Source organism: Mycobacterium lepromatosis, from assembly GCF_000975265.2.
Classification (GTDB): Bacteria; Actinomycetota; Actinomycetes; order Mycobacteriales; family Mycobacteriaceae; genus Mycobacterium; species Mycobacterium lepromatosis.
This window is the reverse complement of sequence record NZ_CP083405.1, coordinates 518,865-542,451: the sequence shown is the minus strand read 5'-3', so window position 1 is coordinate 542,451 and position 23,587 is coordinate 518,865. Positions and strand designations below refer to the sequence as shown.

Here is a 23,587-nt window from a genome sequence, read left to right as displayed (position 1 = left end):
TTAACAAGAAGAGCTGTGTCGCGAACGGCGTTCGTACTTCACCACTCTCATGACGCCGGAGCGTCGCGAGACGCCGAGCTCGGTCCAGGGAGAATACGTCACCGGCAAGGTGTATCGGGAGATCATGGCACAGATAGGCAGAGAGGGGTAGCTTACCCTGAACTGGCCAAAGGAGTACGGCGGCAAGACCGCCCGCCGATGGACTCCGCTAAGCTTCACCGACTACGCGATCATAGCAGGTGCCCTAGTTCGGTTCCTGGCGATCAACAGCGTGCCGTCGACGATCATGGCCTGCGGAACCGACGAGCAGAAGAAGTTCTTCCTGCAACACATTGCTGCCGAGAATCTACAACTTCACCAGTCGGCCATGCCGAGCCCAGCGCCAACACCGACCTGGCCGACCTATGCACCACTGGGGTGCGCGACGGCGACGACTACGTAATCAAAGGCCAGAAAATGCAGACCAGCTTGATCCAGTACGCCGACGATATCTGATTGGAGGTGCTCAACCAACCCGGAGTCTTCTAGAGCCAAAAAGCACCGCGGCATCTTGATGTTGATTCTGTTGACCACCACCGAAGAGATTTTCGTATATTACAGCCGATCCGGACACCAGCGCCATCTATTACTCCGGCGTGCGGGTGCCGGAGACTAGCCGGTTCGGTGAGGAGACTGATGGCTGGAGATTGGTAACCAACCAGCTCAACTGTGAGCAAGTAGCGCTGATGTCGCTGGCATCGATCATGATGTACTTGCGGAAGGTTCGCGCATGGGCGCAGAGCACCAAGGATGGCAACGACATACGGCTCCTGGACTCCTAGTTGGCGCAACTCAATCTGGCTTGGGTACACGCCAAAGTCGAAGCCCTCAAGCTGACCAACTGGGATTGAGCTGGCTAGTGAAGTTTAGCAGTTGCGGACGGAAATTCTGGGTATCAGGCTACCCCGCGACAGAACTCACCGGTTGCGTTGCTACACGGTCAGGCCGAGCGGATGCACCGAGCATGCCTGACACTAACCTGCGGCTGCAGCACCAACGAAGTCCAACGCGACATCATTGAGGTAGTCGCGCTGGGGCTACTCCGAGCAAACCGTTGACCTTCTAAAAGAAAGACAATTTATTAATTTAAGCACAACCAAAGTGGCGGGTGACCTCACTGACTTCGTTGGCACCATCGTGGACACGGTATGCACACCGGAACATCAATGTGAGCTAGACAGGCTCGACCAACGGTTCGATAAAAAGCTGTGGCTTAAGCTCATCAATTCCGATACCATGCCCTCCGCGGTAGCGAAATGGCTGGGTGGCGATGGCTTCGGAGTTCTCGACCAGGCAGCCGTTTTGGTTGCGCAAGGCCAGCGACTAGCCACCGTACCGTACCTGGAGCCGATGGCGCTTGGAGCCGCTTACTGGCCGGTTTTAGCTTCGCGGGCCTTCAGCAGGAGTTAGGGCGCGACGGCGGGTCAGCAACGCAAAGATTTTCACCATCGCCCCTCGATAGTAAGATAGGCTCAGGGTCAGTGCATTCCACCCGTTCCTCCGACGGCTACCGCCTCACCGGTACCCGAACCCAGGTCGGCTACGCTCCGATGGCCGACGCATCCTGGTTCACGCCGCAACACTATTACGGCCGCATCTTCTCCGACGACAATGACCGTAGGGGCTCGGTGACCAAGCTGCAGACCACCGGCTTGGGCCGCGTCGAACACGTAGAACTAGACGGTACGGTGTAGCGGTCGACTCTGCCAGAGTAGTTGGCGAGCGCGAGGCCGTAATCTGGATCAACACCCAGACCACCTTGGTCCGTAGCACGTTTCAACTCGACGTCCCTCGAAGCAAGGCCTGCAACTGACTGTCGAATTTACGCGCGCCCGCGAGCAGTTCGACTGTACGATCGGCAGCTTCCAGGAGACGGCACAGAAACCAGCCTACGGCTACATCGACGGCAAGGGGTTGCGGCTGACGCTGAGCCAGGCGACATAGCGGAGTATAGGAGGACGCCCAAGCTGACATCAAGGTCAGCTAATACGCTCATTCTGGACTACCGAAGCTGGGCACCGGGTGGCACACACCATCGTACACGGCGACGTCGGCATCGACACAGATCACTCCGTGCACTGTGACTTCCCTGGCTGCCAAGGAGACGGAGTGGAGCGCTAGGCGGTGCCACCCAGCAGGTTACGCCGGATCGGCTCTGAAATGGCGGAAACCCCTGCCTATCCCGGACCGGTGTTTCCATGTACCCACGGTCACCGAACTGATGGTGCCGCTGACCGAGCGCGACGACCGGAGTGTCTACTTCGAGGATTCATTCACTAGTTGGAGTGACCACGTCCGGCAGAGTGCGGCGATCGCGATGAAGCTGCGTAAACGCCTGTGATCCGTAGCAGCCGCCACATGTCGGCGTGCTGCTGGAAAATACGCCGTTCTTCTCGGCGGTGCTGATGGCGGCGTAACTGTAGAGGATTGTTCCAGTAGGCCGCAGCCCGGTGCGCCGCGGCGAAGATCTGGCCAGTTAAATAATCCAGACCGACTTCCAGCTCGTGGTGAGTGAATCGAAATCAGCTGCGAAACTGAATGATATCGAACATCTGAACATCGACTCCACTGAATAAGCCTACGCGGTTGTTGCACAACAGAATAACGCAGCGCGCTTCCAGTCGATGACTCTTTCTAATGATCTTCACGTCGGGAACCGGTGGCAAACCAAAGGCGGTGAAGTGCAGCCACAGCAAGGTCGTAATTACCGGCGCGGAGATTACGCAGCACTGCGATCTGTGCCATGACAGTGTCTACTAGGCATCTATGGCCGTTGTTTAACTCCAACTTGGTGCTGGTTGGATGCGTTTCGACAATGAAAACCTGGGCGCCTCCCCGATCTAGCGGATATGGTTGCGATACCCCGATGCAAAGAAGTGGCGGTTATCCAGTGCCTGATCCGGTGGTCGGCAACCAAATGATGGCTACGTTAGTGATGGCGCCGGGCGCGACATTCAATACCGAAAATTCCGAACCTTTCTGGCCAAACAGCCGGACCTGGGGCCTAAGCAGTGGCCAGCGTATGGCCGAGTCGGCGCCTCGCCACCACCCACCGTTACCTTCAATATGCTCAAACGACAATTGTCGGCCGATGGCATTTGACTGCGCTGATTCGGTGTGGCCGATTTCACCGGTCAACCGAGTTGGGTTTCTTCACCCCACGATTGACGGCACTACCGCGTCTATCAGGTGCGGTCCGGGTTCGGTGAAGGCCAGGCGCAGGGCATCGGCCAACCCCTCTGTGGTACTTACACGACGAGCAGAAACTCCCATACCCTCCGCGATCTTAACGAAATCCATTGTTGGGCTTGATAAATCGAGCAGACTTAACGCTTTGGGACCAGGTGCCGAACCGGCACCCACCCGTTGCAGCTCAATCCGCAAAATGTTGTAAGCACCGTTGTTATAAATTATGGTAGTCACGTTGAGATTCTCCCGCGCTTGGGTCCACAACCCCGAAATCGTGTACATCGCCGACCCGTCGGATTCCAGGCACAGCACAGGACGTTCGGGGGCGGCTACCGCGGCACCCACCGAAGCCGGGATGCCGTGACCGATCGCCCCGCCAGTCAGGGTCAGCCAATCATGGGCCGGTGCTCCAGCGGTAGCCGGGGCCAGCAGCAACCCTGAGGTATTCGACTCGTCGACGACAATCGCCCGTTCGGGCAGCAGCGCGCCAATCACCTCAGCTGCCAACGCTGAGTTCAGCGGACCAAACGGCAGCTGCGGGCGCGATGCAGCCACCACAGGAGCAGCAATCCCGGGTGCCACCTCGTCAGCCAACGCGGTTAGCGCGTAGGCAGCGCCGCCGTGCTCGGCAAGCACGTGCACCTCACAGCCGGCTGGCACCAGGTCACTAGGCCTGCCCGGGTAGGCAAAGAACGACACCGGCGACTTGGCGCCGGCCAATACCAGATGCTTGGCGCCGTCCAGCTGAGCCGCGGCGACCTCGGCGAAGTAGGCGAGTCGTTCGACAGCGGGTACGCCAGCGCCCCGCTCCAATCGGGCTGGGAACGTCTCGCAAAACCAGCGGGCGCCGGTCGCCGCACCGATCCGCGCGACCGCCGCCAACCCCGACCAGCCGGTGGCGTCTGCCCCGATCAAAATCACCGTGGGTTCTCCCGATTCCAGGACCTTGCGAACCGACCCCACGTCGACACCGGCACTGGCTGGCTGGTCTGACACCGACGCGGCGGGAATGGCGCCGTCAGACCAAGACACGTCCGCGGGCAGGATCAGCGTCGAGATCTGCGAGCCCATTAGGCTGGCAGAGATCGCCTCCGCCGTGTCGATCCCAACGTCGGCGGGGTCCACTGTCCGGTGCAGCCATCCTGAAACGGTTCCGGCCAGAGCTTCGATGTCGGATTCCAGTGGAGCATCATACTTCTTGTGAGAAGTGGCATGGTCGCCGACGACCACCACCATGGGTACCCGGGCGCGGCGCGCGTTATGCAGGTTTAGCCAGGCCGTTACCTAATCCGGGACCCAAGTGTAGTAGCACCGCTGCCGGGCGACCGGCGATGCGAGCGTAGCCGTCGGCTGCACCAGTGGCCACGCCTTCGAAAAGGGCTAGCACGCCACGCATGCGGGCAACGGTGTCCAGTGCGGCCACGAAGTGCATCTCCGAGGTGCCAGGGTTGGCGAAGCACACATCGACACCGCCGTCGACCAGGGTATTGATCATGGCCTGAGCGCCGTTCACCTGTTTTCCTCCAATCCAAAAACATTTTCTGCACTGCCGTGCAGGAAGTCCCGGTGAGCCTCATCGCTAAGCAAGAGTTCGTCCAACCCTGCCAGAGCTTGCGTGTGAGTCCTCATTGGATAATTGGCACCGAACAAGACTTTGCGTTGTCCGGTAACGGTCTTCATAAAGCGGATGAGTTCTTGCGGAAGCCGGTTGATGACGTGGGCCGAGGCGTCGATGTAGACGTTCTCGTACGTGCGGGCGACAGCGAACATTTCCTCAGTCCACGGATACCCAACGTAACTGCACACGATCATCAACTCCGGAAAGTCGAGGGCCACCTGGTCGATGTAGGGAATCGGGCGTCCACTGCACCACAGGCGGCCCGGTGTGACCAACCAGGGTACAAAACGGCACCGCGGCCTGGAGGCATTCGGTACACAACGGATAATAGCGGCGGTCGGTGGGCGGCGCATTCCACAACCAGGGCAACACCCACAGCCCCATCAATACGCCATCATGCACTCGCCGCCGCAGCTCACGGACCACGTCCTCGGGCAGTCCAGATCAACCATGTCCAGGCCGGAAAACCGGTTCGAGTGCAACCCGGCAACCCCAATCATTGCAGATCAGATCCTAACCTTCCGGGCCGCGCCACGCGTTCAGCAGGTCGAGGTCGATGACGTACACGGACATGATGGTCACTTCGATCGCGACGTCGGTTGCTGGACTTCTCCCAGTCCAGCGCCGGCAGCGAGGCTAGCATGTCGCTTAGCAGGAATCGCGCAGTCAAGTGCCGCATACACACGTCGATCGTCATAGAGCTTCAAATCTAGACACGATTATCCGGCCAGCGTGGCACGGACAGCGGCATGTATCTGCCCATGCGTACCAGCCACCGAACAACACGACATGTGCTAACAGCGGAAAAAATTTACCCCGGTGCGGTTACGCTAGCCGGGTTTCAGCGCCTGCGCCCGCTGGTAGCTGGCGAAGATAACACATCATGCGGTCAGCCAATCAGCGCAAGCATCGCCAGGTCGTGACCGCGGTGACCAGCGTGCACAGCCAGGTCGATCAGCACTACCGTGCGGTATCCACATCACGTTGCTGCTCAACAAATCGCCGTGTAGCCGGAGGCTAATCATAGTCGTCTAAGTCACCTTCACCAGCAACATGCCACGACGGAGTCAATGATGGCACGGACCGTAATCTCCAGGCGTGGCGTAGCAAGCTCGGCCATCGGGGCCATCCGCTCGTAAGCATAAAAATTTGCCCCACCGCGAGTGCCGCCACAACGACATCGGCAATGGCTGTAACAGCTACCCTAAGAACTCGAACCCGTTTCATCCGTCGGGTCCAACGTCAAACACCGCAGCACCCGCATCGTGTGTGGCAGCCAATCGACTACCGAAAAGTGTATGCTGCTTCGGAGCTCGGATTCACCAAATCAAGCCTCAGCCGGGTCAGACTGACGTTATCTAAAGATGCTTGGTACACCACAGGGCATGCTGCCGTCAACGCTGGAAAGCCAACGCAACCGACCGGCTTCCCAGGCGAAGAAGCCGGTGGGCACGCCCGAGTCGTGCTTGAACTCGTTGCCGTCCTCGTCGAGGACAACGGTCTCGATGTTTGGGGTGTCCGGCAGCATCTTGGCAATCCAGCCGGAGTACTAGCGCTCGTGCACCAGTGCAACCATGTCAGAGTGGTCGAAAAGATATCGAAGTTCACCCTCGACGTAGCGGACATCAACGTTGACTATCATTGTACCCACCTCCACGATGCCGAACATCGCGATTGCAATCTCGATGCGACTGCGGCAGTAGAGGACCACCTTGTCTTGTCGTCCTTATTCACTACCTGACTCAATCAGGTAGTGCACGAAGCGGTTAGCCTCCTCTTCTAGTTGGGCATAGGTCAGCTGCTCGTCGCCACAGAGGAAGACAGCACGGTATGTGCATAGCGTCGATGGCGTGAGCATCGGGGGTCGACAGGCTGCCGCGAATCCCTGAACTAAAACTTATACATTTATTGACAAGCGAATGCCCAATGGCAAGCGAGAGGCGGTAACCATGGCTGAGGCTCCAGCAAACGAATTCGTACAGGAAGCGCTGGTGGAACGGCACAGGCACACCCCTTATCGTGACAATGAACAGACCGGCCGCACGCAACCCGTTGAACAGCAAAATAATGACAATTAGGGTCGAGTCAGGGAATACGTCGACCACTATCCCCGACGTCCAGTGCCAACTCTTGACCGGGGCCCGCGGCCGACTAAACCAAACCGCTGATCTCGGCAGTGATTCGCACGGCACCGATATCCGGATCGCCGGCGAAAGCGCCAAGTTCGTCATCTCCGAAGCCAAGTGGAAGCCCCTATCCCATGGACGGCTCAGCCATACGTTTGTTCCGGCAGATCCGCTACACCGTGGCCTGTGAACTGTCGCTGACCGGGCAGCGCATCGCCGCCACAGAGGCCAAGGAAATAGAACTGATCGGCTACGTCGTCCCCGAGGGGCAAGCACTATCCAAGGCACTTGAAATCGCGGAGATAATCTCGAATAACGGACCGCTGACTGTGGAGAAAATCCTACAGTCGATCCGCAAGACCAAAAGGAATGAGCGAAAACCAGGTACTCAAGATTGACGTTCAAATCAATATCAAGGTGTTCCTATCCGAAAACGCTAAGGAAAACACGAAGGTGTTCAACGAGAAGCACAAGGCCACGTTCCAAAACCGCTAAACCCTATTAGCCGAAAGTGAACTCTACTGTGGTCTCATAGTAGAAGCCCATATCACCCCGAAAGTTCCAATGCTTCCCCGAAGTAGGAACTCACGAGACATCGATCTGAGTGACTCGACTTCGATCAATTCGCCACTATGGTTGCATAATAGCGAGTTTCAGGCTACAGCTTCATCGCTTTACTGGTCAAAACGCGCAGGCCGACGTTTAAGTCGGGCACAGCAACTAAGACAGCGATGGAACGGTCCACGCTGGGACACCGATGACCGGATCACCGAGGATCCCGAAACCCATCTGCTTACCCTATCTTCGGCGCTATTGCCACCAACAGACATAGCCCTTTCGACTGCTTGATGCCTGGCTATGCAACGATAGCGTCTATAAAATAATATCGAGGCCACTGGGATGACACAAGCCGACAACCTGCCGATAGGGCGGATACTGCCGATACTTACCGTGATCGCCGAAACAATGCTAACCGTTAGACAACTCAACGAAAACGCTATCGCGCATATCACCGAAATGCTCGACAATGACAGCCCCTATGCCGCACACGGACATCTCGTTCGGCTCCGTATACGCTCCCTGACGTATTGCAAGTTGGTTAGCCGCGGCGTCGTTGTGGCCCACATCTAGGGTGCGCCGAACACCTTCCAAACCAACACGGCTTCGGCGATGAGCCGCGGTGGCAACATCCGCGACGACAAGATCCTATCTACGCCAGCAATGATAGACAATGCATTTCGCGTAACACCACCTATACCGGATGCCCGGCGATGCACCGATGATCATGCCGTCACAGTGGATCAAGACCGGTTGCACCGAAGCTTACTCCCGAGACGGCAGTGCCTTGCTGTTGAGTGACTCAAATCATCCCGGCGGTACGGCGCTGACGCGCAGGCTGGTCAATCATCTTGGACTGCGAGCGCTAGGGTTAACCTGTATCGTCTCCGGTATTGGCGCAACGACCTGGCTACTCACTCGCGAATACGATGTAACTGTCGACGGCGTCGATCTCGTCAAGGTCAACGTCAACAACGCACAAGCCACCACTGTGGAGGCCAGACAGGATGTGCGGTTGTGCTTCCACCACGGCTATTGCCAAAGAATTTCTGTTGCTCGACAACACAGTCGACGCACTAGTGCGCGAATGCGCGCTGTGCACCTTACTCAGCACAAAACATCATCTCACGGAAGTGCACCCGGATCCGTCGTCCCGACAACCCAATAGTTCTCACCATAACAGAGGACGACCTACCGGTCGAACTGACCTCACTTACCGACTGTGTTGCCTGCATTGGTTACCCCAGGACGATAACCAACTACACCGGCATTCTCACCCAATCAGGACTTCAGTTACAACACAACGAATACCTTGACAGGAGCTTGTTGGAAATGATCGACCGTGTCGATGCCTGGATAACCGCTGCGCGTTGTAGCGCCAAAGATCCTTACCGACAACAGCCTGGCACGCGCAGCCGTGTCAACATACAGCGGCTAGTGACTGGAGTGGGCAAAACCGGACGCATCAGAATACCCTCATCATCGCTAAGAAAACATGACACTTAAAGACGCATTGTCGATAAGAAACAAGATAAATGTCCCTGGTTCTGGACGGGATTGCTAATCGGCGCTGAGAACCCCAGGACCCTCAGGGTTATCGCCTACCTGGATACGTTTAGCCAACCCCCGATTGCGCAAGTAACCATCCCGAGCGCAGCTCCCCACTGACTAAAGTTCGTGACGTCATGGGCGCCGTTGATTGGTCGCGGCGCGCTCACCGGATACATCGCCGGCATCAGTATAAGACTAAATTCTCGTGCTAGCATACAATCTCGGCTGGCGATCTGGGCCATTCGTCGCCACACTGACCGCCACCCTTTTCACGCTGATCGGTAACATCGGGTCGATGACTTTATTCGGGGTGACCGATCCGCTAACTTGGAGCCTAGTAGGTTAGATCAGCAATCTCATACCGAATCGAGTACGGAAGTGCTCACTGTCCTTGCGTTGCACTCCTCCACTGATCATCGTTGCGATGAAATCAAAATTCCTTAAATTGTAATACATTAAAGCTAATCCAACATGAAAAACCCAGCCAACTACCGAAGATGCCCGACTTTCATGGACAGATCGGCTCAAACCGCTGGAAATACTAGCGATAACGCCGAGGACCGCATGCCAACAATGTAAAGCCAGTCACTGCAGTGCGGATGCCGATGTACAAATCCGGCAACAAAGAATGCTTCTAGTCTCCCCGTCGCCGGTAGTCGATGAAACATTTTCCGGATAAAAAGGAAGACGGCTCCCTATGACAAAGCCTCACACTCAAATTCCTCGGCAATGAATGCTCTTGGTTCTCAATCGGTTCAAAAACTCATTGATATTCTTAGCATATATGATCGGGTTGATTAGCTTTGCCCCAAGGTCGAAGGCATCGGCAAGCTCGGTCTCAGACTAGTCGCACCACCGGGGGTCGTCGATGAAAAGTCCAACAGCACATTTGAATCGACGAACTTACCTGCCACTGTCAAGCTATTCGGCGTCGCGAGTCAGCGTCATAATGATTTCGTCAATGCTCATTGTGCCTGGTACGCGGCTGCACATCTAACGTGTAATAGCCTTGCCTCGTATGGTTTTCGCACACACCTTCAAGAAGCCTCGCCCGTCGATTTCGAACTCGACCTCGGAAACCAGCTCGATCCGAGCGTGTGCCGCACCCGCAGTGGAATCGTTACCTGTCCTTTGCTCTTCACCCACACAGAATATTGTGTCTACCAGGTGATAATAGCAATAAGTAATATTGGACACCCGACCGTGTCAACCGATACATAGCAGTTCGACGTACCAGCGGCGGTTGAAAGCCGTTGCTCACCTGCTCACCTCGACTATATTTACTATATTTCCGAATTTGGGACGAACGCCGCAATACGGCTAGCGTGCCAGATTTACGGCGCGAGGGATTCGGTGACGCAAAACGTCACGCTTGACCTGGGGCGGATTGGACTTTCCATTTGGGTGGAAGCCATAGAGTCGTGCTTCGGGGTGATAATGATAGCGAAACGCCACGTTGAAGTGTTCGTGGCAGGATACCCGGTGTGCGAACCAACTGTTTGCTTGATGCAAGAACTAGGCCGTCGGGACTGCGAGGTAATCGTACACATTCTGTGAGAGGTTGGTACCAACGCGGTGACACGGTCCGGGATTGCGTCAGTGACCACGATGGTCGTGAGCAGCACCCTCGCCGCATGCTGCCAGGGCCGTGCGCCGGACCGACAAACTCGCAGTTGCGGGCATAGGACAACGGCTCTAGCGGGGACTCCGGGTCGGCCTGCCCAACTGAGACAGATTGCCACTTCGGCTGTAAGGCAGTTTGTTGCTTAGGAAACGGGGTGTGCTCGATAATTTTGCAATAGCAACTGGTTTCTTCGGTGGACCGCTACTCGATTAATGATTGCACGATGACCAGGTGTTCACGCGGCCGGATCATTTCGGCGACCGTTGGCCGATCTCGGCGAACTTGTGATCGAGGACCAGGTAGCTGCAAAGGGTTGGTCACAATCACGTAACGCAAGCATCTCGTCTAAAATCAGTCCGAGTCGCTGAGTTGTTTTGATGATATGGTGGCCTGGTCAACTTCGGCGCTACTGTAGTAGCGGTAACCAGAGTATGTGCGCTGCGGTGTGGACATCAGCCCTATTAACACACAGCGCCTTATCGTCATGGCGCTGATTCCCAGCTGGTTAGCAAACTCACTAATGCGCATATATACCTCCAAAATTCCATTGGGCTAGAACGTTCTCCTCGAGAGGCGCGTCCCCTGCTCATTTAGACTGTTAAGGTGCCCAGCGTGTTCATGCCTCGCTCAAGGCCACCCGTGCCCTCCGGGCGGCTGCGTTGAGAAGCGGCCATCCGGCCACGAGACTAGACTGACACCGCCGTGGCGAACACGACTTACCACCCCTTGGGGTTGACGTGCCTGCAAGCTCACCGACAAAGTCCAGAAGCACTCGTGAACCCAGGGTTGCGTACCACGTTCACCTTGGTCAACATTTCTTACCTTCGTGTCACCACCACTATCAGCAGGCGGCAACAGCATAGCCCTGCTCTTCGATCGACTCTATCAGCCGCCCCACCATAGCGGGCTCGTCGTGTTGGCTGGTCACTGTCTTAGCAGCCAGGTCGATCTCGTCCGCCGCGATGCCCTCTGCCGGAGCGACGAACGCACTATCTGGGATTTCCCAAAGATAAAGATCATGGCGGACTTCAACGTCCGAGAGGGAAACACATCCGACTTCGAAGTCAGCGCCGACTGCCAGCTGATCGCCGGATCGAATTAAAGCCCGGTCTACCCGTGCCGACTGGATGGGCGATAAAAGTGCCGCAGATGTTGAAGACGTACTCCCACCTAGACGACGTCACCCGGGAAATCCCTTGGGGGGCAGAAGGTATCGGATCTACAAAAACTGATTCGGCGAGGCAAGTGTGCGGCTGAGCGGCCATCCGCATGCCAGGGAACTTGTCTCGCGGGGACTGCCCAGGAACGCTGATATCGTAGTCGGTGGTCGACGTGGAGATGGTCTTCAGCGACGCTCACGTACTCTGAAGCAAACGCCGTCCAATAAATTTGTGAAAGCGTTCTATCGCCTAGCAAGAATGCAGTCAGAACAGCTCAGCCAAGTCTCGAACCTGCTCTACGCTACGGGCAGAGACCACAATCATGGTAACGCCTGCGGCTGACCAGGCCGCTATCTGCTTACGCACGTAGTCCAAGTCACCGATGATCATGGTTTCGTCGACGAGCTCATCGGGGATGATCTCGGCTGCCTTGTCCTTTTGGTTGGACCGGAACAGCGTGGTCACCTCGTCGACCACCTCAACATAGCCCATCCGACGATAGACATCGGCGTGAAAGTTGGTGTCCTCAGCACCCATACCGCCTATGTACAGTGCCACGATCGGCTTAATTCCGGCAAACACAGCAGCACGGTCTTCAGTAACGACAATCTCCACGGCCGCACAGATCTCGAAGTCCTCACGGCTGCGCCGCGCACCCGCCCGGGCGAACCCTTCGTCAAGCCATTCGTTGTACACGCCGGCCATCCGGGGCGAAAAGAAAATCGGCAGCCAGCCATCACAGATCTCGGCGGCCAGCGCCACGTTCTTCGGCCCCTCGGCACCTAGCATAATAGGGATGTCAGCACGCAGCGGATGGGTGATAGGTTTCAACGCTTTGCCCAAACCCGTCGCACCAACACCGGTCAGCGGCAACGGGTAGTGCGGGCCGTCGCTGGCAACTGGCGCTTCCCTGGCCCACACTTGGCGAACAATGTCAATGTATTCACGGGTGCGGGCCAACGGTTTCGGAAACGGCTGACCATACCAACCCTCGACCACCTGCGGGCCGGATACGCCAAGCCCCAGAATATGGCGACCACCGGACAGATGGTCCAGTGTCAGCGCAGCCATCGCGCATGCCGTCGGGGTTCGCGCCGACAGTTGGACCACCGATGTGCCCAGCCGCATCCGCTGCGTGGACGAGCCCCACCACGCCAGCGGCGTGTAAGCATCGGATCCCCACGCCTCCGCAGTGAACACTGCGTCAAATCCGGCGCCCTCCGCAGCGACCACGAGTTCGTCAGCGTTTCCTGGCGGTTGAGCTCCCCAATATCCCAGCTGCAACCCGAACTTCATGACGTTCCCCACTGTCCTCTCAATTCAATATTGAAACTTTTCTTAGATCCTAATTCTAAGAAAGGCTTGACAGGAAGTTCAAGGCGTCCACCCTTGATTTGATCAACCACTCCGAACCAATTCCCGAGCCACTAACGTCGCCTTTCGACTACACCCATTCGGTAGGTCATAAGCTGAGAACGCTTTTCACCACACTAAATGTTAAGTGTGACATCCTGGGGCCCGCGGATCGGATAGCCGAGTGCAGGTGCTGCTAGCAGAATAGGAGCCCAGTTACCTCATGAACCACTGGGCAAGATAATAATCCAGTGTTAGCTGTCGGCACGGTCGCATGCTGGACTTAGCAGGCTGAACCGCTGGAAAACCAGCCACTGGACCGACCGCGTTCACATGGGCGCTGACCAAGATCGACGGAGCCAACACCACGATGGTGCACGCCACAGAAGTTTGAAAACTACCGCCCCTTCGACGATCCTCACCGGAGCCCGGAGTACATGTGCATTGGGCCAAGAAGCCAACGGACCATCACCATAACATCGCGCACTTCGCGCTGGGCGGAGAGTTCGAGCCGATTAACAGAGCGAGATACCAGCGAGTAGAACCTGGTCACCATTACCGATCACACCGTGGAGCTTACAATTCAGTACACCTCCTCGCACGAAGAAAGCGCATACCTACAAGCCAGCGCTGAGGGAAATTTGCTCGGTGCCCGAACGCAGTGCTCAGGCCTCGGACCCGGACACTAGCCTGCAGGCCACCGAATTCGTCGAACTACTGGTAAGGGTACGGTGAAGACGTTTGCGATCGTCAACATCCCGTTAATAGGTTAATAGCCCAGCGCATCGAACAACCTTACACAGCCGCCTATGTGCTGACGACGCCTACATCCTGTTCCTACACCTGGCCTCTGGCATCGATGCACACGAGGTGCGGATGGTTATGCGTGTCAAGGCGATATGGAAACCCCGCACAGCGTTTAACATCAATAACATTTAGTACTTTCAGCTTACCAGGAAATCCGATGCCGACTAAGGACAGCTATAAGTATCATCATGTTAAGGGCTTAACTTGTAATGACTGCTCGCAACGTTGCGGTGGTCGGCTCCGCCCACACCCCGCATGATGGCCCGCACCAACGACGCCGAGATGTTAAGGTCGTGCTTCACCCGGCTTTACGATGAGCTGGTCATCACCAAGATCGGTATTGGCTTCTGGTGCCCTGGTTCGTCGGATTACCTTGCCGAAAAAATTTTTGTTTATATGTGCAATCGACTCGGTGTCAATGGCCGGAGCAGGTGCAAACCTGGCAGAAGTACTTAGCACCGGACAGACCATGTACGTCATGAAGCACCAAATACACTTACATTCCAATGAACGGTCTGGTCTACGAAGCCATCAACCTGGTATTTACCAACTCCGGTTCCACCTTCAACTACATCGACACTGTCATCGTCAGCAAGACGCCCAACTTCTTAGAGGGCGTCATGATGCCGGAGTTGTGTATGGCCAACACCATGGGGGGGGGTAAACAGCAAGCTGTTGATACGGGGCGCATAACGCAGGTTGAGTCGGCGGCTCAACAAGGGCGGTGGCTACGAGTAGCATGAAGTCCAGACAATTTCCGCATGTGCTGGCGATGGCCTAAAAGAAGCAATCGGAATCAAATGCCATGTGGATGTTGTCGATTCCTATTCAATTCATCAAACCTGTGGGCACCGACGAGAGCAGATACTTCGCTCCGCACGTGCGAACCTACATCCAACGCTTGGGCGACCAACAAGCACCGGGCCGGTGGTAGCAATCAAGGACCGACTCAACGGCAACCGCAACCCACTGGCGACCCTGCAGCAACCCGACATCACTGCCGAGAAGGTGATGTCATTCCCCTGATGCTTTGGGATCAGATCCACTACGACAAGACCTTGCCCATCGTCTGATAGCGCAGGCGCTGTAATTATCGGCTATGAACAGATCGCTGATGCAACCTTGGCGCAAGGACATAAGGTTGTCTGGATCCATGACACCGCGTTGCGCACCGACCTGCTGGCATTCTCCGGGCTCGATCAAGTCATCTCGCGAGCTGGACGCTACCGTTGCCACCACATTACGTAAGTGCCGCTGGCATTACCAATCTCATCGACTAGATCGACGTCGCTGGAATCTAAGTACCCTTCTCATGGTTTGAACCGATGTTCTTGGAAAAATCGGCTTTGCTAGCTAGAGCGAAGGCTGGAAAACTAACTAAAGCCAGAGAGACTGCGATAGGCAGATGGATTCCAGTGAAAACGTTTAGCAGTGTGCTGTAGTCGAACCCAATAGGTACCTCTGGCTTGATCCGTTTCACCGAATCGGCTACCCAATGATGGGCAAGGTTAGATATCACTAAATTTCCTGAGGAAGAAAAGATTTAGCGCATAGCGACGATAGCCGTTCACAGTATTACTCTATGTGGGTGGTCAACGCCAACAAGCAGGAAAAGAATTCTCGAGAGAACAGACACGTGACAGCACATGAGCACTCCACGCACGATGCCGGCCGCCGATAACACAAAACGTTACAAGCCAAAGATAAAAAGTCTGGCTGGCGATGTTCGCCGACGACGCCGTCGTCGGAACTCCCATCAGTTCGTCGTCGTTCCGGAGCCCGCGAGGCGTTGAAGTGACCGTATGCAGCGGCGGGCGCCGGAACAGCGGTCAGGTTCTTGTCGTACACCATGACACGCAGAAACGCCTCGAAATTCTCTCGGGTAGGCTTAGCAAAGAACTTCGCGAGCGTTTGACACCCTCTGTCGGGTCGGGAGCAAACAGGTTAATGTTTGGCCCACCGGAACCCATCAGCACCAGTCGCCTAACCCGGTCGGGGTAGCTCAGCACTAACCACACCGCGGTCTCCCCACCCAGCGAATTGCCCACCAGCGGAACACCCCCAGACTCAGCTGGTCAAAAAGACCGTTGAGTGCGGTCGCGGCAAAGCGGTTGAACTGTCCATGCTCCACATGCCTGCTAGAGTAGCCATAGTCGAGCTGGTCGACAGCCAGCACAACAATGTTGCGCGAGAAGTTCGTCCAGCTTAATGCGCTGAAACCACCGCCGCGCAGCAACACCACTGTCTGGTTGTGGCCGACGCCGGCTTCGTGGTCATGCTGCTTTAGCAGTCTTCCTTCTACTCGGACCCTGTCCCTTGCAAAGTATGAGGTGGATTCGAAGGTCAATTCCTCAGTGGCGGTCATAGCGTATGACCACCGTATCGCCGGGTGGCCACTTAGAACTCGTTGGTCCAGAAAATCACGTAGGAACGTTCGGATCGGTGGTAACATGCACCTAGCCGGCGTGCGCATCGCGGTCAGAACCGTTGATTTTAGGCATTATTGAACAGTAGGGAAGCCCCGGAGTCCTCGAACGGCCTGTCGATCGAGACGGTCGCCAGGCCAGTACCATGTACCTGGTAACGTGTATACGGGCACACAACTCGAAGGCAATCTCCTTGCCGACGAGCAATAACACTTAACTCGTAACAGAAATTGCCGGTCAGCTGACGCCACCGCGGCATCGATATCGCTAGTCGCCTCGGCAATACGGACCTTGGCAAACGAGGCATCTTTGGACTTCTCTCCCACGAAAGCCGCAAACACCCGACTGCCCTGATACTCCACATGCGCGACATACGCACCATAAGCCATGCCCACGATAAGCGCTAATATTATGGATATTGTACTGTACCCCAAGGGATTTAGTACAAAATAGCGGTGTTAGTCTGCAACCTTCCGCCGGTGTGGTCGTTGATCACTTTGTAGTACAAGAACCGGTACCAGGACACGAAAACGTCTTTGACCACCAGTGTATTACTATTGGTGCCGCAACAACCGACCGCATACTATGTGTCGTCAATTTCGTATTCGGTGTGCGGGATCAAAAAGCTTCCGAAATCCACCGACCGGCCATCCTTAGTGACCGGTCCACCCATAAGTATATAACTGACATAATCACAGCCCGACGACCAATTCCACAAGCTGCTAACCAGATAACCGCTCTCGACCACGACACCGGAACCCATGGTGCGTAAGATGACGAGATCCATGTTTCGGGTCCTCGACCCAGACCTCCTCCCGAGCCCGCTGGTCAAACGGCGCCAGATGCCGGTTTGCATGCCTAGTATCGAGCTCACCCAGCCGGTAGAACCAACATGCGCTAGCAAACCGGCGCGTCGCCTAGTAGATTATTATAGTGTCGGATCGCACTGCGGATCTCCCCGCTGCTCGGGCTACAAGAAGGTGAAAAGCCGACAGTGTCACGGGCTTTGACGGTGTCGTCCAGCAGCCTCTGCAGCTCCTCGGTCGCCTAGGCACACTCATGAATCTGCGGAAGCAGATCATCAAATGAAACCTGATGAAAACCTAGAGAAAGGCTAGGAAAACGTCCCGATTCGTATCGAGCAAAGTTTTTCTGCGACCAGTAGCGACATGAATCCTGTTTTCTCTAACATGCTTTAGTTATAATTAGTAAAGGGAAGCGGGTATTGATCGAGACCATTCCGGATGAACCGCTCGGCAGCCATGTACTTGAACTACGGATCGCCGAGGTCGTCACCGAGGCCGACGACGGACAGTCGCTGGTGTTCACGGTGCCGGAGGAGGAAGACAGCCAAGTCATCTCGCCGAGCCGGCTGCGTTACACGTCAGCCAGCCTCTGATGCTACAAATGCTCAACAGCACCACCGGCTGGTTACTCGTTGAGTAGCTCACCGGTCACCGACGACGCGCTCACTGACACGGTAGAACATACCACGAACGGATACGCGTCCAACTGGTTGTACGACCACCCCCACTAGGGTATGCCTACTCACGTGCCGGCTCCGTCAAGCAATTTTGTGTCCAAAGCACTAGACAACGACTTTACTCTTGATGGCCACCGACAGTGAGATCATCCCGGTCATGTCAATCTGTCAGTCGGCGCTTGTCGAGGACAGCGAGCAAATGGCTTTACTTTACGCCAACCGTTATGGAGCGCTCGGTGATCTTTGATGATGCGTTGCGCGATTTTAGTCGACAATTACCCCGATCGGCTGACGGTCATGCATTGGCTGGAGTCACTGCAAGGACTACCGAACGCTGACGAAACAACTAGCCGCTTCCTAACACCGACCAGCACTCATTTGTGGGCTCGGTCCATACATGCAGGCAGCCCGAGACACCTTGGCAATGTTGAAAAGTACCTTCCCAGCGAGTGTACGTCAAAAAAATGTAGTCAAGTCTCTGGATTCAGACCCGTTCGCAGCGGTGAAAATCGAGACACCACCGGAGAGACCACCCGCTGTATTCTCCCGAGGAGCTAGTGCGACGAGAACCAAAGAGAAACGGCATGCACCATCTGCTCAGGAGCGGCGCGGTCGTCGAACCGATGCTGATGTTGGCGCACACACCAGAGTCTCCGCGGCGACCAACAACACCGTCACCACGGTGCTCCCAGTTGACGACGTGATTCAACTGGAAACGCACGCTGTGCTTACTTGCCACAAAGCAACTGAAAAGTGCGACTTCATTACAAAAACAAAGCTGCATACACTCGACGGTGCAATCGGATTTCCTCCGGTCCTGTGGGCCCACCAAACCACCGAGATCCGGTCATGAAACCGGTTGGTTTATTTGGACATCCATACCATTAAACAGTTCGATAGAATCATGAACACAGGTGGGTCTAATATGATTATCATCGTCTATTTTGGTTGGAGGTTCGCCGGGTTAAGTACCAGATCACCAACATAATCGACTCGATCTATTAATCGACCGGCCAACCGAAGACAAACTCATACATCATCGTCTACGCCCACATCGGAGTAATCCCCTCTAGGACCAATCTAGCCTTACCCCTGAACCTATACCCAGACGACTTTTTCTTAGCAGTATTCTCGGCTAGCTGATGTCGGCTACAACATTCCTTCGGCAATGGGTGCCAATGCTAACTGGTAATTATTCCAATAGTTCAGGATTATAGCTCGCAGGCAAATTTTGTTCCTGCAGCTGAAGGACAACTACTCGCCCTTAGATTGTCGCCGAGATTGCACCTACGATCACGCTATTCGCAAATCCACAGCTACGACGGTAATCTCACCACCACAGACTACCGGGGCATGCCAAACAGTCGGCTCGACCGCCACCGTGAGCAAAATCTACTCAGTACCTCTGACAATGGTCAAACACTGAGTATCCAGGAAAAAGTAGTACACAACGCGATTTTCCATGAGAAAACCACCCTCGGAAATGTCCATCATGTATTCAGCCAGCGCCTGCTGGTAATGGACCTCGATGAGTTTGCGTACGCTAGATTTCGCCCCCTGTCCTGCCCGCCGCCAGCTAGCTGGGCGATCCGCTGGTCCAGCAGCGTTCCGGTCGCAACACCGACTATCAACCTCCCCAACCGATCTTGCTGGGCTACATCGTATCGGTTCCGACAGCACCTCAAATAGCTCTTCTATCGGATTGCCCAGCGCGATACCGGTGACCATTGCGACCCGTTCGTTCGGCAACGTGGCGCGAGCCAACCGCCAGCCATCGTTCACTGCACCAACGATCATATTGTCGGAGACAAACACGTTGTCCAAGAAAATTTCATTTAACAACGCATCGCCGGCGATATCGCGCAGCGTTTTGATCGCAATTCTGACGGAGGCCATGTCGACAAGAAAGTCAGTATGACGCCCTTGTGCTTCGGGGAAGCTGGATTAGGGCGTGCTAGGCACATACCCCACTTCGCCAGGTACACCTTGGACGTCCACTCCTTCGGGTCGGTCAGTAGCCAGCCGGCATCGGTACATAATACCGCCTTAGTGCGCAACAACACCAAGTCAGAGCCGGCCTCAGAATCGGGAAAACAGCTGGCACTAAAGGAATTCACCGAGCATAGTGGCCGGCACAAACCGCTGGTCCTGTTCGGGCGTGCCGTGCGCAAGAATGGTAGGAGCCATCCACCAACCGATCACCAAGTCCGGCCACACGACGCCGGCCGCCAACATCTCCCGATCGATCAGCAGCTGCTCGGCCGGCGATACCCCACTTATTACATAGGCTGCCGCCCAGGCGGCGTAGCGGCCTGGCTTGAAAGCGGTGCCGGCTCACATGCCCGCACCGCTTTCAAGCCAGCGAACGTCCAACCCCACGCAAAGAAGGACGCCGGCGTCTAAAACAAAATTACTACGCAATCAACTCTCAGCGTCGCCCACGAACTACAAAATACCATGGTCCCTAAGCAGGTAGAAATGCACGTGGTTCCACCAGGTGCATCCTATCCCGCCGAACACCTGGATGCAGTCTTGACATTGGCCTTTGCAGCGACTAGCAGTACTACTACGGGTAGCCGAAATGCTGTCCATCGATGGACGTTTGCTTCTATGTCGAGGACCACCGGGTTCTCTTTCTGACCAAAAGTAACATTTTACTGGTCCAGCCATGTATCAACTTACATGGAGCGGACTAATCACGAAATCGTTGATGATGGTCGCTATCACGCGCGCGTCCTTTGATTTTGATTCAAAGTAAACAATTAAACAATAAAAAATATGGAGTGCTTTCGTTAACTAGAATGGGTTCTAACAATGCCAGTGATCGATCGTCAGGTCGACTTCCATTACAGCAGGACACGTCCCCAAAAGATCGCAGTCCGGCGGTACCGAGGTGGGAACTTCCTGCTGGGCATGCGTATAGTTTGCACACGAACCATCTGGAAGGGGAGCAGCCGATCAAATGTCGCCAACGAACATGAGCCCGGCCCACGTTGTTGATTCACAACCGCGCGAGGGCACGAACGTGGGCGGTGTGGCGGAGTCCGAACTTGGTGCGGAGGCGCGGCGGGAACGACACAAGCTTAGCTTGGACACCACCATAGCGATAGCGTCGAAAGGTGGCTACGAGGCGATTGAATGCGCGTCGTGGCGAACCGAGTCGATGTGGCCGTTGGGACGCTGTATCGCTACTTCCCATCGAAAGTGTACCTGTTGGTGTCGAAGTTGGGCCGAGAATTTAACCGAATCGACGCCAAGACCGACCGATCCTTGGCATCCGGCAACAGCCCCTATCAGGGGCTAAGCTTCATGGTTAGCAAACTCAACCATGCGATGCAGCGCAATCCGCTGCTAACCTAGGCGATGATGCGCACCTATGTCTTCGCCGACGCCTCCGCAGCCAGCAAGGTAGACCACACCGAGAAACTCATCGACAGCATGTTCCCAAGCGCGATGGCCGACGGCGAGCCGGCGGTGCGCCCCCGATATCAGCTCGCTGGCCAGTAGCTCGACGACCGGAAGGCCCGACCGCGGTGGCTTCAGCAGAAGTTCGCCTCCCCGGCGGCCCTTATGCAGGCTCGACTGGGATACCATAGACCAGGCCATGACTGATCGCCTTGGGCACACCGTCGAAATCGATCACGCTCATCCGACCGGGCTTGTAAATGTCTTGTATCCGAAAGTAATCCGCGGGTGACAGGACCAACATGTCCGCTATGCACATCAGCGCGGTAATCCGCAGATTGACCTGTAGGCCCACCTTGGCGGCGGTGCCACCCGACATCGGCCGGTGTTCGTATCTCTCCACAACAGTCAGAGAATTCGGCGCGACATCTGTGGCTGTCATTGCTTCCCAGACACCGATCATACGCTCGGGTTGCACATCAAAAATTTGGTGACGGTAGCCGGTCAGCGTCCACTAGGGTCTTATCGGCGGTCTCGGTCCAGCCTCATAGTCAGCAACCCGATCTCACGATGCCCCAACCCGAGCACATGGTCAGCGAGTTCGCGCATCGCGGCACGGTCATCAATACCCACCCAAGAACACAACCGACAGGCCTTTGAGCTAGTCAACCACAACAACGGACAAACGCCGATGAAGAAAGACCTGCACGTAGGAATCACCATCGCAAACCGAATACATCACGAAGCCATCCGCCCCGGGGGCAAGCACACCGGCTGTTCCGTCCTGCAAACTGCGGCCGGGTCCGACTACCATCAGCAATAGCCCCCTGCTCCGACTCTTCGCAGTATTGCATTATTAAAGCAACGAAATCGCGTGCTGCCGGGTCATTGAATAGAAATTAAGATCTGGTTCGGCCATGTACCAAGTCAACCGCGCTGTCCTTACGAATCCCCAACGGTGGGGCGACCGGATCGCACTCTGCGTAACCGAGCTGCCCAGCCGTAGCTAACACCGACTCGCACAGGTGAGCCAAGAACCGATTGGTACGGTTGTGGTGTGGTTGAACGCACTCGAAACCACGAGTACGTCGAAACCTTGAATTCCGCCACCAAATTTCACAAAAGCAGCACACCAACTTGGAAGTGGTGTGATGCTAGCGGTTGGTGACGCGAGCATAGATTTAGCACCAGTGCCTACGCGTGTCTAATCAATCACTAAAAGTTGTTGGAAACAATTTTCATTTAGTATTATTTGGCGGCTGACCGGCCGGCGAGAGGAAAGGCGAGCGTGCGATATAGCCCCAATGGGACACCAAATGGCATTAGTTAATCCGATGCGTTGGTTGATGGCTGTCATCCTTTGCTTGATCAGTTCGACCGTGGCAACCGGCTGCGGCAAAATTAGTTCCGGGCACCCGCGAGCGGCAGCCGTGGTGGCATCCACTGACGTGTGGGGCAGTGTGGCGCGCACTGTTGCAGGCGGACATGTCACCGTCACTTCCATTGTAACCGGTGCCCACACCGATCCGCACGCGTATCACGCCAGTCCCGCCGACACTGCCGCGATAATCGACGCCGCACTAGTGGTCTACAACGGTGGCGGTTACGATCCATGGGTCGACAAGATGCTGGCCGACCGTCCGGCCATCAAATCGGTGGATGCTTACTCGCTTCTCGCTAGCAGGGCTACCACCACCGAAAGGCCGCCCGACGAACACGTCTTCTACGACCTGAGCATCGCCAAGTCGGTCGCCGCCCTGATCGCCGACCGGCTGGTGACCATCGATCCGGACAATGCCGCGGACTACCAGGCCAACGTCACCGAGTTCTGCCGTGGCGCCGACGCGATCGCCATATCTGAACACACCATTGCCAGCGACTACCCAGCCTCCGAGGTAATCGTGACCGAACCTGTGGTGCACTACCTGCTGCAGGCATCCGGCCTGGTCGATCGCACGCCGCCGGCCTTTACCGCAACCCATGAGAACGAGAGCGATCCGTCGCCAGCCGACATGGCGGCCGCCCTCAACCTGATCAACCACCGTCAAGTCTCAGCGCTGCTGGTAAACCCGCAGAAGTCGAGCGCCGCTACCACCGGCCTGCAGGCTGCGGCCCGAAGGTCAGGTGTGCCAGTGACCGAAGTGACCGAGGCGTTGCCGAGCGGCACCGATTACCTTACCTGGCAACGTAACACGATCGATCAGCTGCGCGCTGCGCTGAGATCGAACCGATCACCCGGATAATCTTT

Annotated in this window: 7 protein-coding genes and 14 pseudogenes; 11 read left to right on the top strand and 10 right to left on the bottom strand. The window is 56.0% G+C overall.

All coding sequences use genetic code 11. From position 1 onward, the window contains the following. Positions 1–13: 13 nt before the first annotated feature. The 3 pseudogenes from MLPF_RS02450 to MLPF_RS02435 all read left to right on the top strand — a co-directional run. Positions 14–1,097 (top strand): annotated as a pseudogene (locus MLPF_RS02450) (acyl-CoA dehydrogenase family protein). Between the two features lie 22 nt (positions 1,098–1,119). Then, positions 1,120–2,217 (top strand): annotated as a pseudogene (locus MLPF_RS16875) (acyl-CoA dehydrogenase family protein); the annotation flags it as partial. Positions 2,218–2,260: 43 nt separating this feature from the next. Further along, positions 2,261–3,178: pseudogene (locus MLPF_RS02435) on the top strand (AMP-binding protein); the annotation flags it as partial. 14 nt (positions 3,179–3,192) lie between these two features. Here the strand turns inward: MLPF_RS02435 and MLPF_RS02430 are convergent. The 4 pseudogenes from MLPF_RS02430 to MLPF_RS02415 form a co-directional block, all read right to left on the bottom strand. Next, positions 3,193–4,741, bottom strand: a pseudogene (locus MLPF_RS02430) (acetolactate synthase large subunit). Continuing rightward, positions 4,738–5,543 (bottom strand): annotated as a pseudogene (locus tag MLPF_RS02425) (amidohydrolase family protein). Before MLPF_RS02425 ends, MLPF_RS02430 begins: the two co-directional pseudogenes overlap by 4 nt. Positions 5,544–5,565: 22 nt before the next feature. Continuing rightward, a pseudogene (locus MLPF_RS02420) lies at positions 5,566–6,299 on the bottom strand (fructosamine kinase family protein). A gap of 18 nt (positions 6,300–6,317) precedes the next feature. Continuing rightward, a pseudogene (locus MLPF_RS02415) lies at positions 6,318–6,704 on the bottom strand (AMP-binding protein); the annotation flags it as partial. A 91-nt stretch (positions 6,705–6,795) separates the two neighbouring features. Between MLPF_RS02415 and MLPF_RS02410 the strand changes: the two are divergent. From MLPF_RS02410 to MLPF_RS02400, 3 genes and pseudogenes are all read left to right on the top strand, one after another. Then, positions 6,796–7,467 (top strand): annotated as a pseudogene (locus MLPF_RS02410) (enoyl-CoA hydratase-related protein). Positions 7,468–7,872: 405 nt separating this feature from the next. Further along, complete coding sequence (locus tag MLPF_RS02405; protein ID WP_045842420.1) at positions 7,873–8,103, top strand: hypothetical protein; 231 nt, start codon at positions 7,873–7,875, stop codon at positions 8,101–8,103. A 148-nt stretch (positions 8,104–8,251) separates the two neighbouring features. Continuing rightward, a complete protein-coding gene (locus tag MLPF_RS02400) occupies positions 8,252–8,698 on the top strand; it encodes a hypothetical protein (RefSeq protein ID WP_052696417.1) in 447 nt (148 codons plus the stop codon). A 2,358-nt stretch (positions 8,699–11,056) separates the two neighbouring features. Here MLPF_RS02400 and MLPF_RS16870 read toward each other — a convergent pair. Beyond that, entirely contained in the window at positions 11,057–11,233 is a 177-nt protein-coding gene (locus tag MLPF_RS16870; protein ID WP_082082293.1) for a MerR family DNA-binding transcriptional regulator, read from the bottom strand. Positions 11,234–12,129: 896 nt separating this feature from the next. Continuing rightward, complete coding sequence (locus MLPF_RS02395) at positions 12,130–13,161, bottom strand: LLM class F420-dependent oxidoreductase (RefSeq protein ID WP_045842419.1); 1,032 nt, start codon at positions 13,159–13,161, stop codon at positions 12,130–12,132. Positions 13,162–14,234: 1,073 nt separating this feature from the next. Here MLPF_RS02395 and MLPF_RS02390 point away from each other — a divergent pair. Next, positions 14,235–14,440, top strand: a pseudogene (locus MLPF_RS02390) (lipid-transfer protein); the annotation flags it as partial. Positions 14,441–14,443: 3 nt separating this feature from the next. Further along, positions 14,444–15,706, top strand: a pseudogene (locus tag MLPF_RS02385) (thiolase domain-containing protein). A 149-nt stretch (positions 15,707–15,855) separates the two neighbouring features. Here the strand turns inward: MLPF_RS02385 and MLPF_RS02380 are convergent. Beyond that, positions 15,856–16,390 (bottom strand): annotated as a pseudogene (locus MLPF_RS02380) (alpha/beta fold hydrolase); the annotation flags it as partial. After that, positions 16,377–17,486, bottom strand: a pseudogene (locus tag MLPF_RS16865) (acyl-CoA dehydrogenase family protein). The pseudogenes MLPF_RS02380 and MLPF_RS16865, both read right to left, overlap by 14 nt. A 190-nt stretch (positions 17,487–17,676) precedes the next feature. Between MLPF_RS16865 and MLPF_RS02370 the strand changes: the two are divergent. Then, on the top strand, positions 17,677–17,850 hold the full coding sequence (locus MLPF_RS02370; protein WP_156146938.1) for a hypothetical protein: 174 nt from the start codon (positions 17,677–17,679) through the stop codon (positions 17,848–17,850). Positions 17,851–19,326: 1,476 nt separating this feature from the next. On the opposite strand, the pseudogene MLPF_RS02365 reads toward MLPF_RS02370, so the two are convergent. Then, positions 19,327–20,481 (bottom strand): annotated as a pseudogene (locus MLPF_RS02365) (acyl-CoA dehydrogenase family protein); the annotation flags it as partial. A gap of 430 nt (positions 20,482–20,911) precedes the next feature. On the opposite strand from MLPF_RS02365, the pseudogene MLPF_RS02360 reads away from it, so the two are divergent. Then, a pseudogene (locus tag MLPF_RS02360) lies at positions 20,912–21,432 on the top strand (TetR/AcrR family transcriptional regulator); the annotation flags it as partial. Between the two features lie 70 nt (positions 21,433–21,502). On the opposite strand, the gene MLPF_RS16860 reads toward MLPF_RS02360, so the two are convergent. Further along, positions 21,503–21,781: a type 1 periplasmic-binding domain-containing protein gene (locus tag MLPF_RS16860; protein ID WP_156146937.1), complete on the bottom strand. Its 279-nt coding sequence runs from the start codon at positions 21,779–21,781 to the stop codon at positions 21,503–21,505. 892 nt (positions 21,782–22,673) lie between these two features. On the opposite strand from MLPF_RS16860, the gene MLPF_RS02350 reads away from it, so the two are divergent. Beyond that, on the top strand, positions 22,674–23,582 hold the full coding sequence (locus tag MLPF_RS02350) for a metal ABC transporter solute-binding protein (RefSeq protein WP_045842416.1): 909 nt from the start codon (positions 22,674–22,676) through the stop codon (positions 23,580–23,582). Positions 23,583–23,587: the final 5 nt, after the last annotated feature.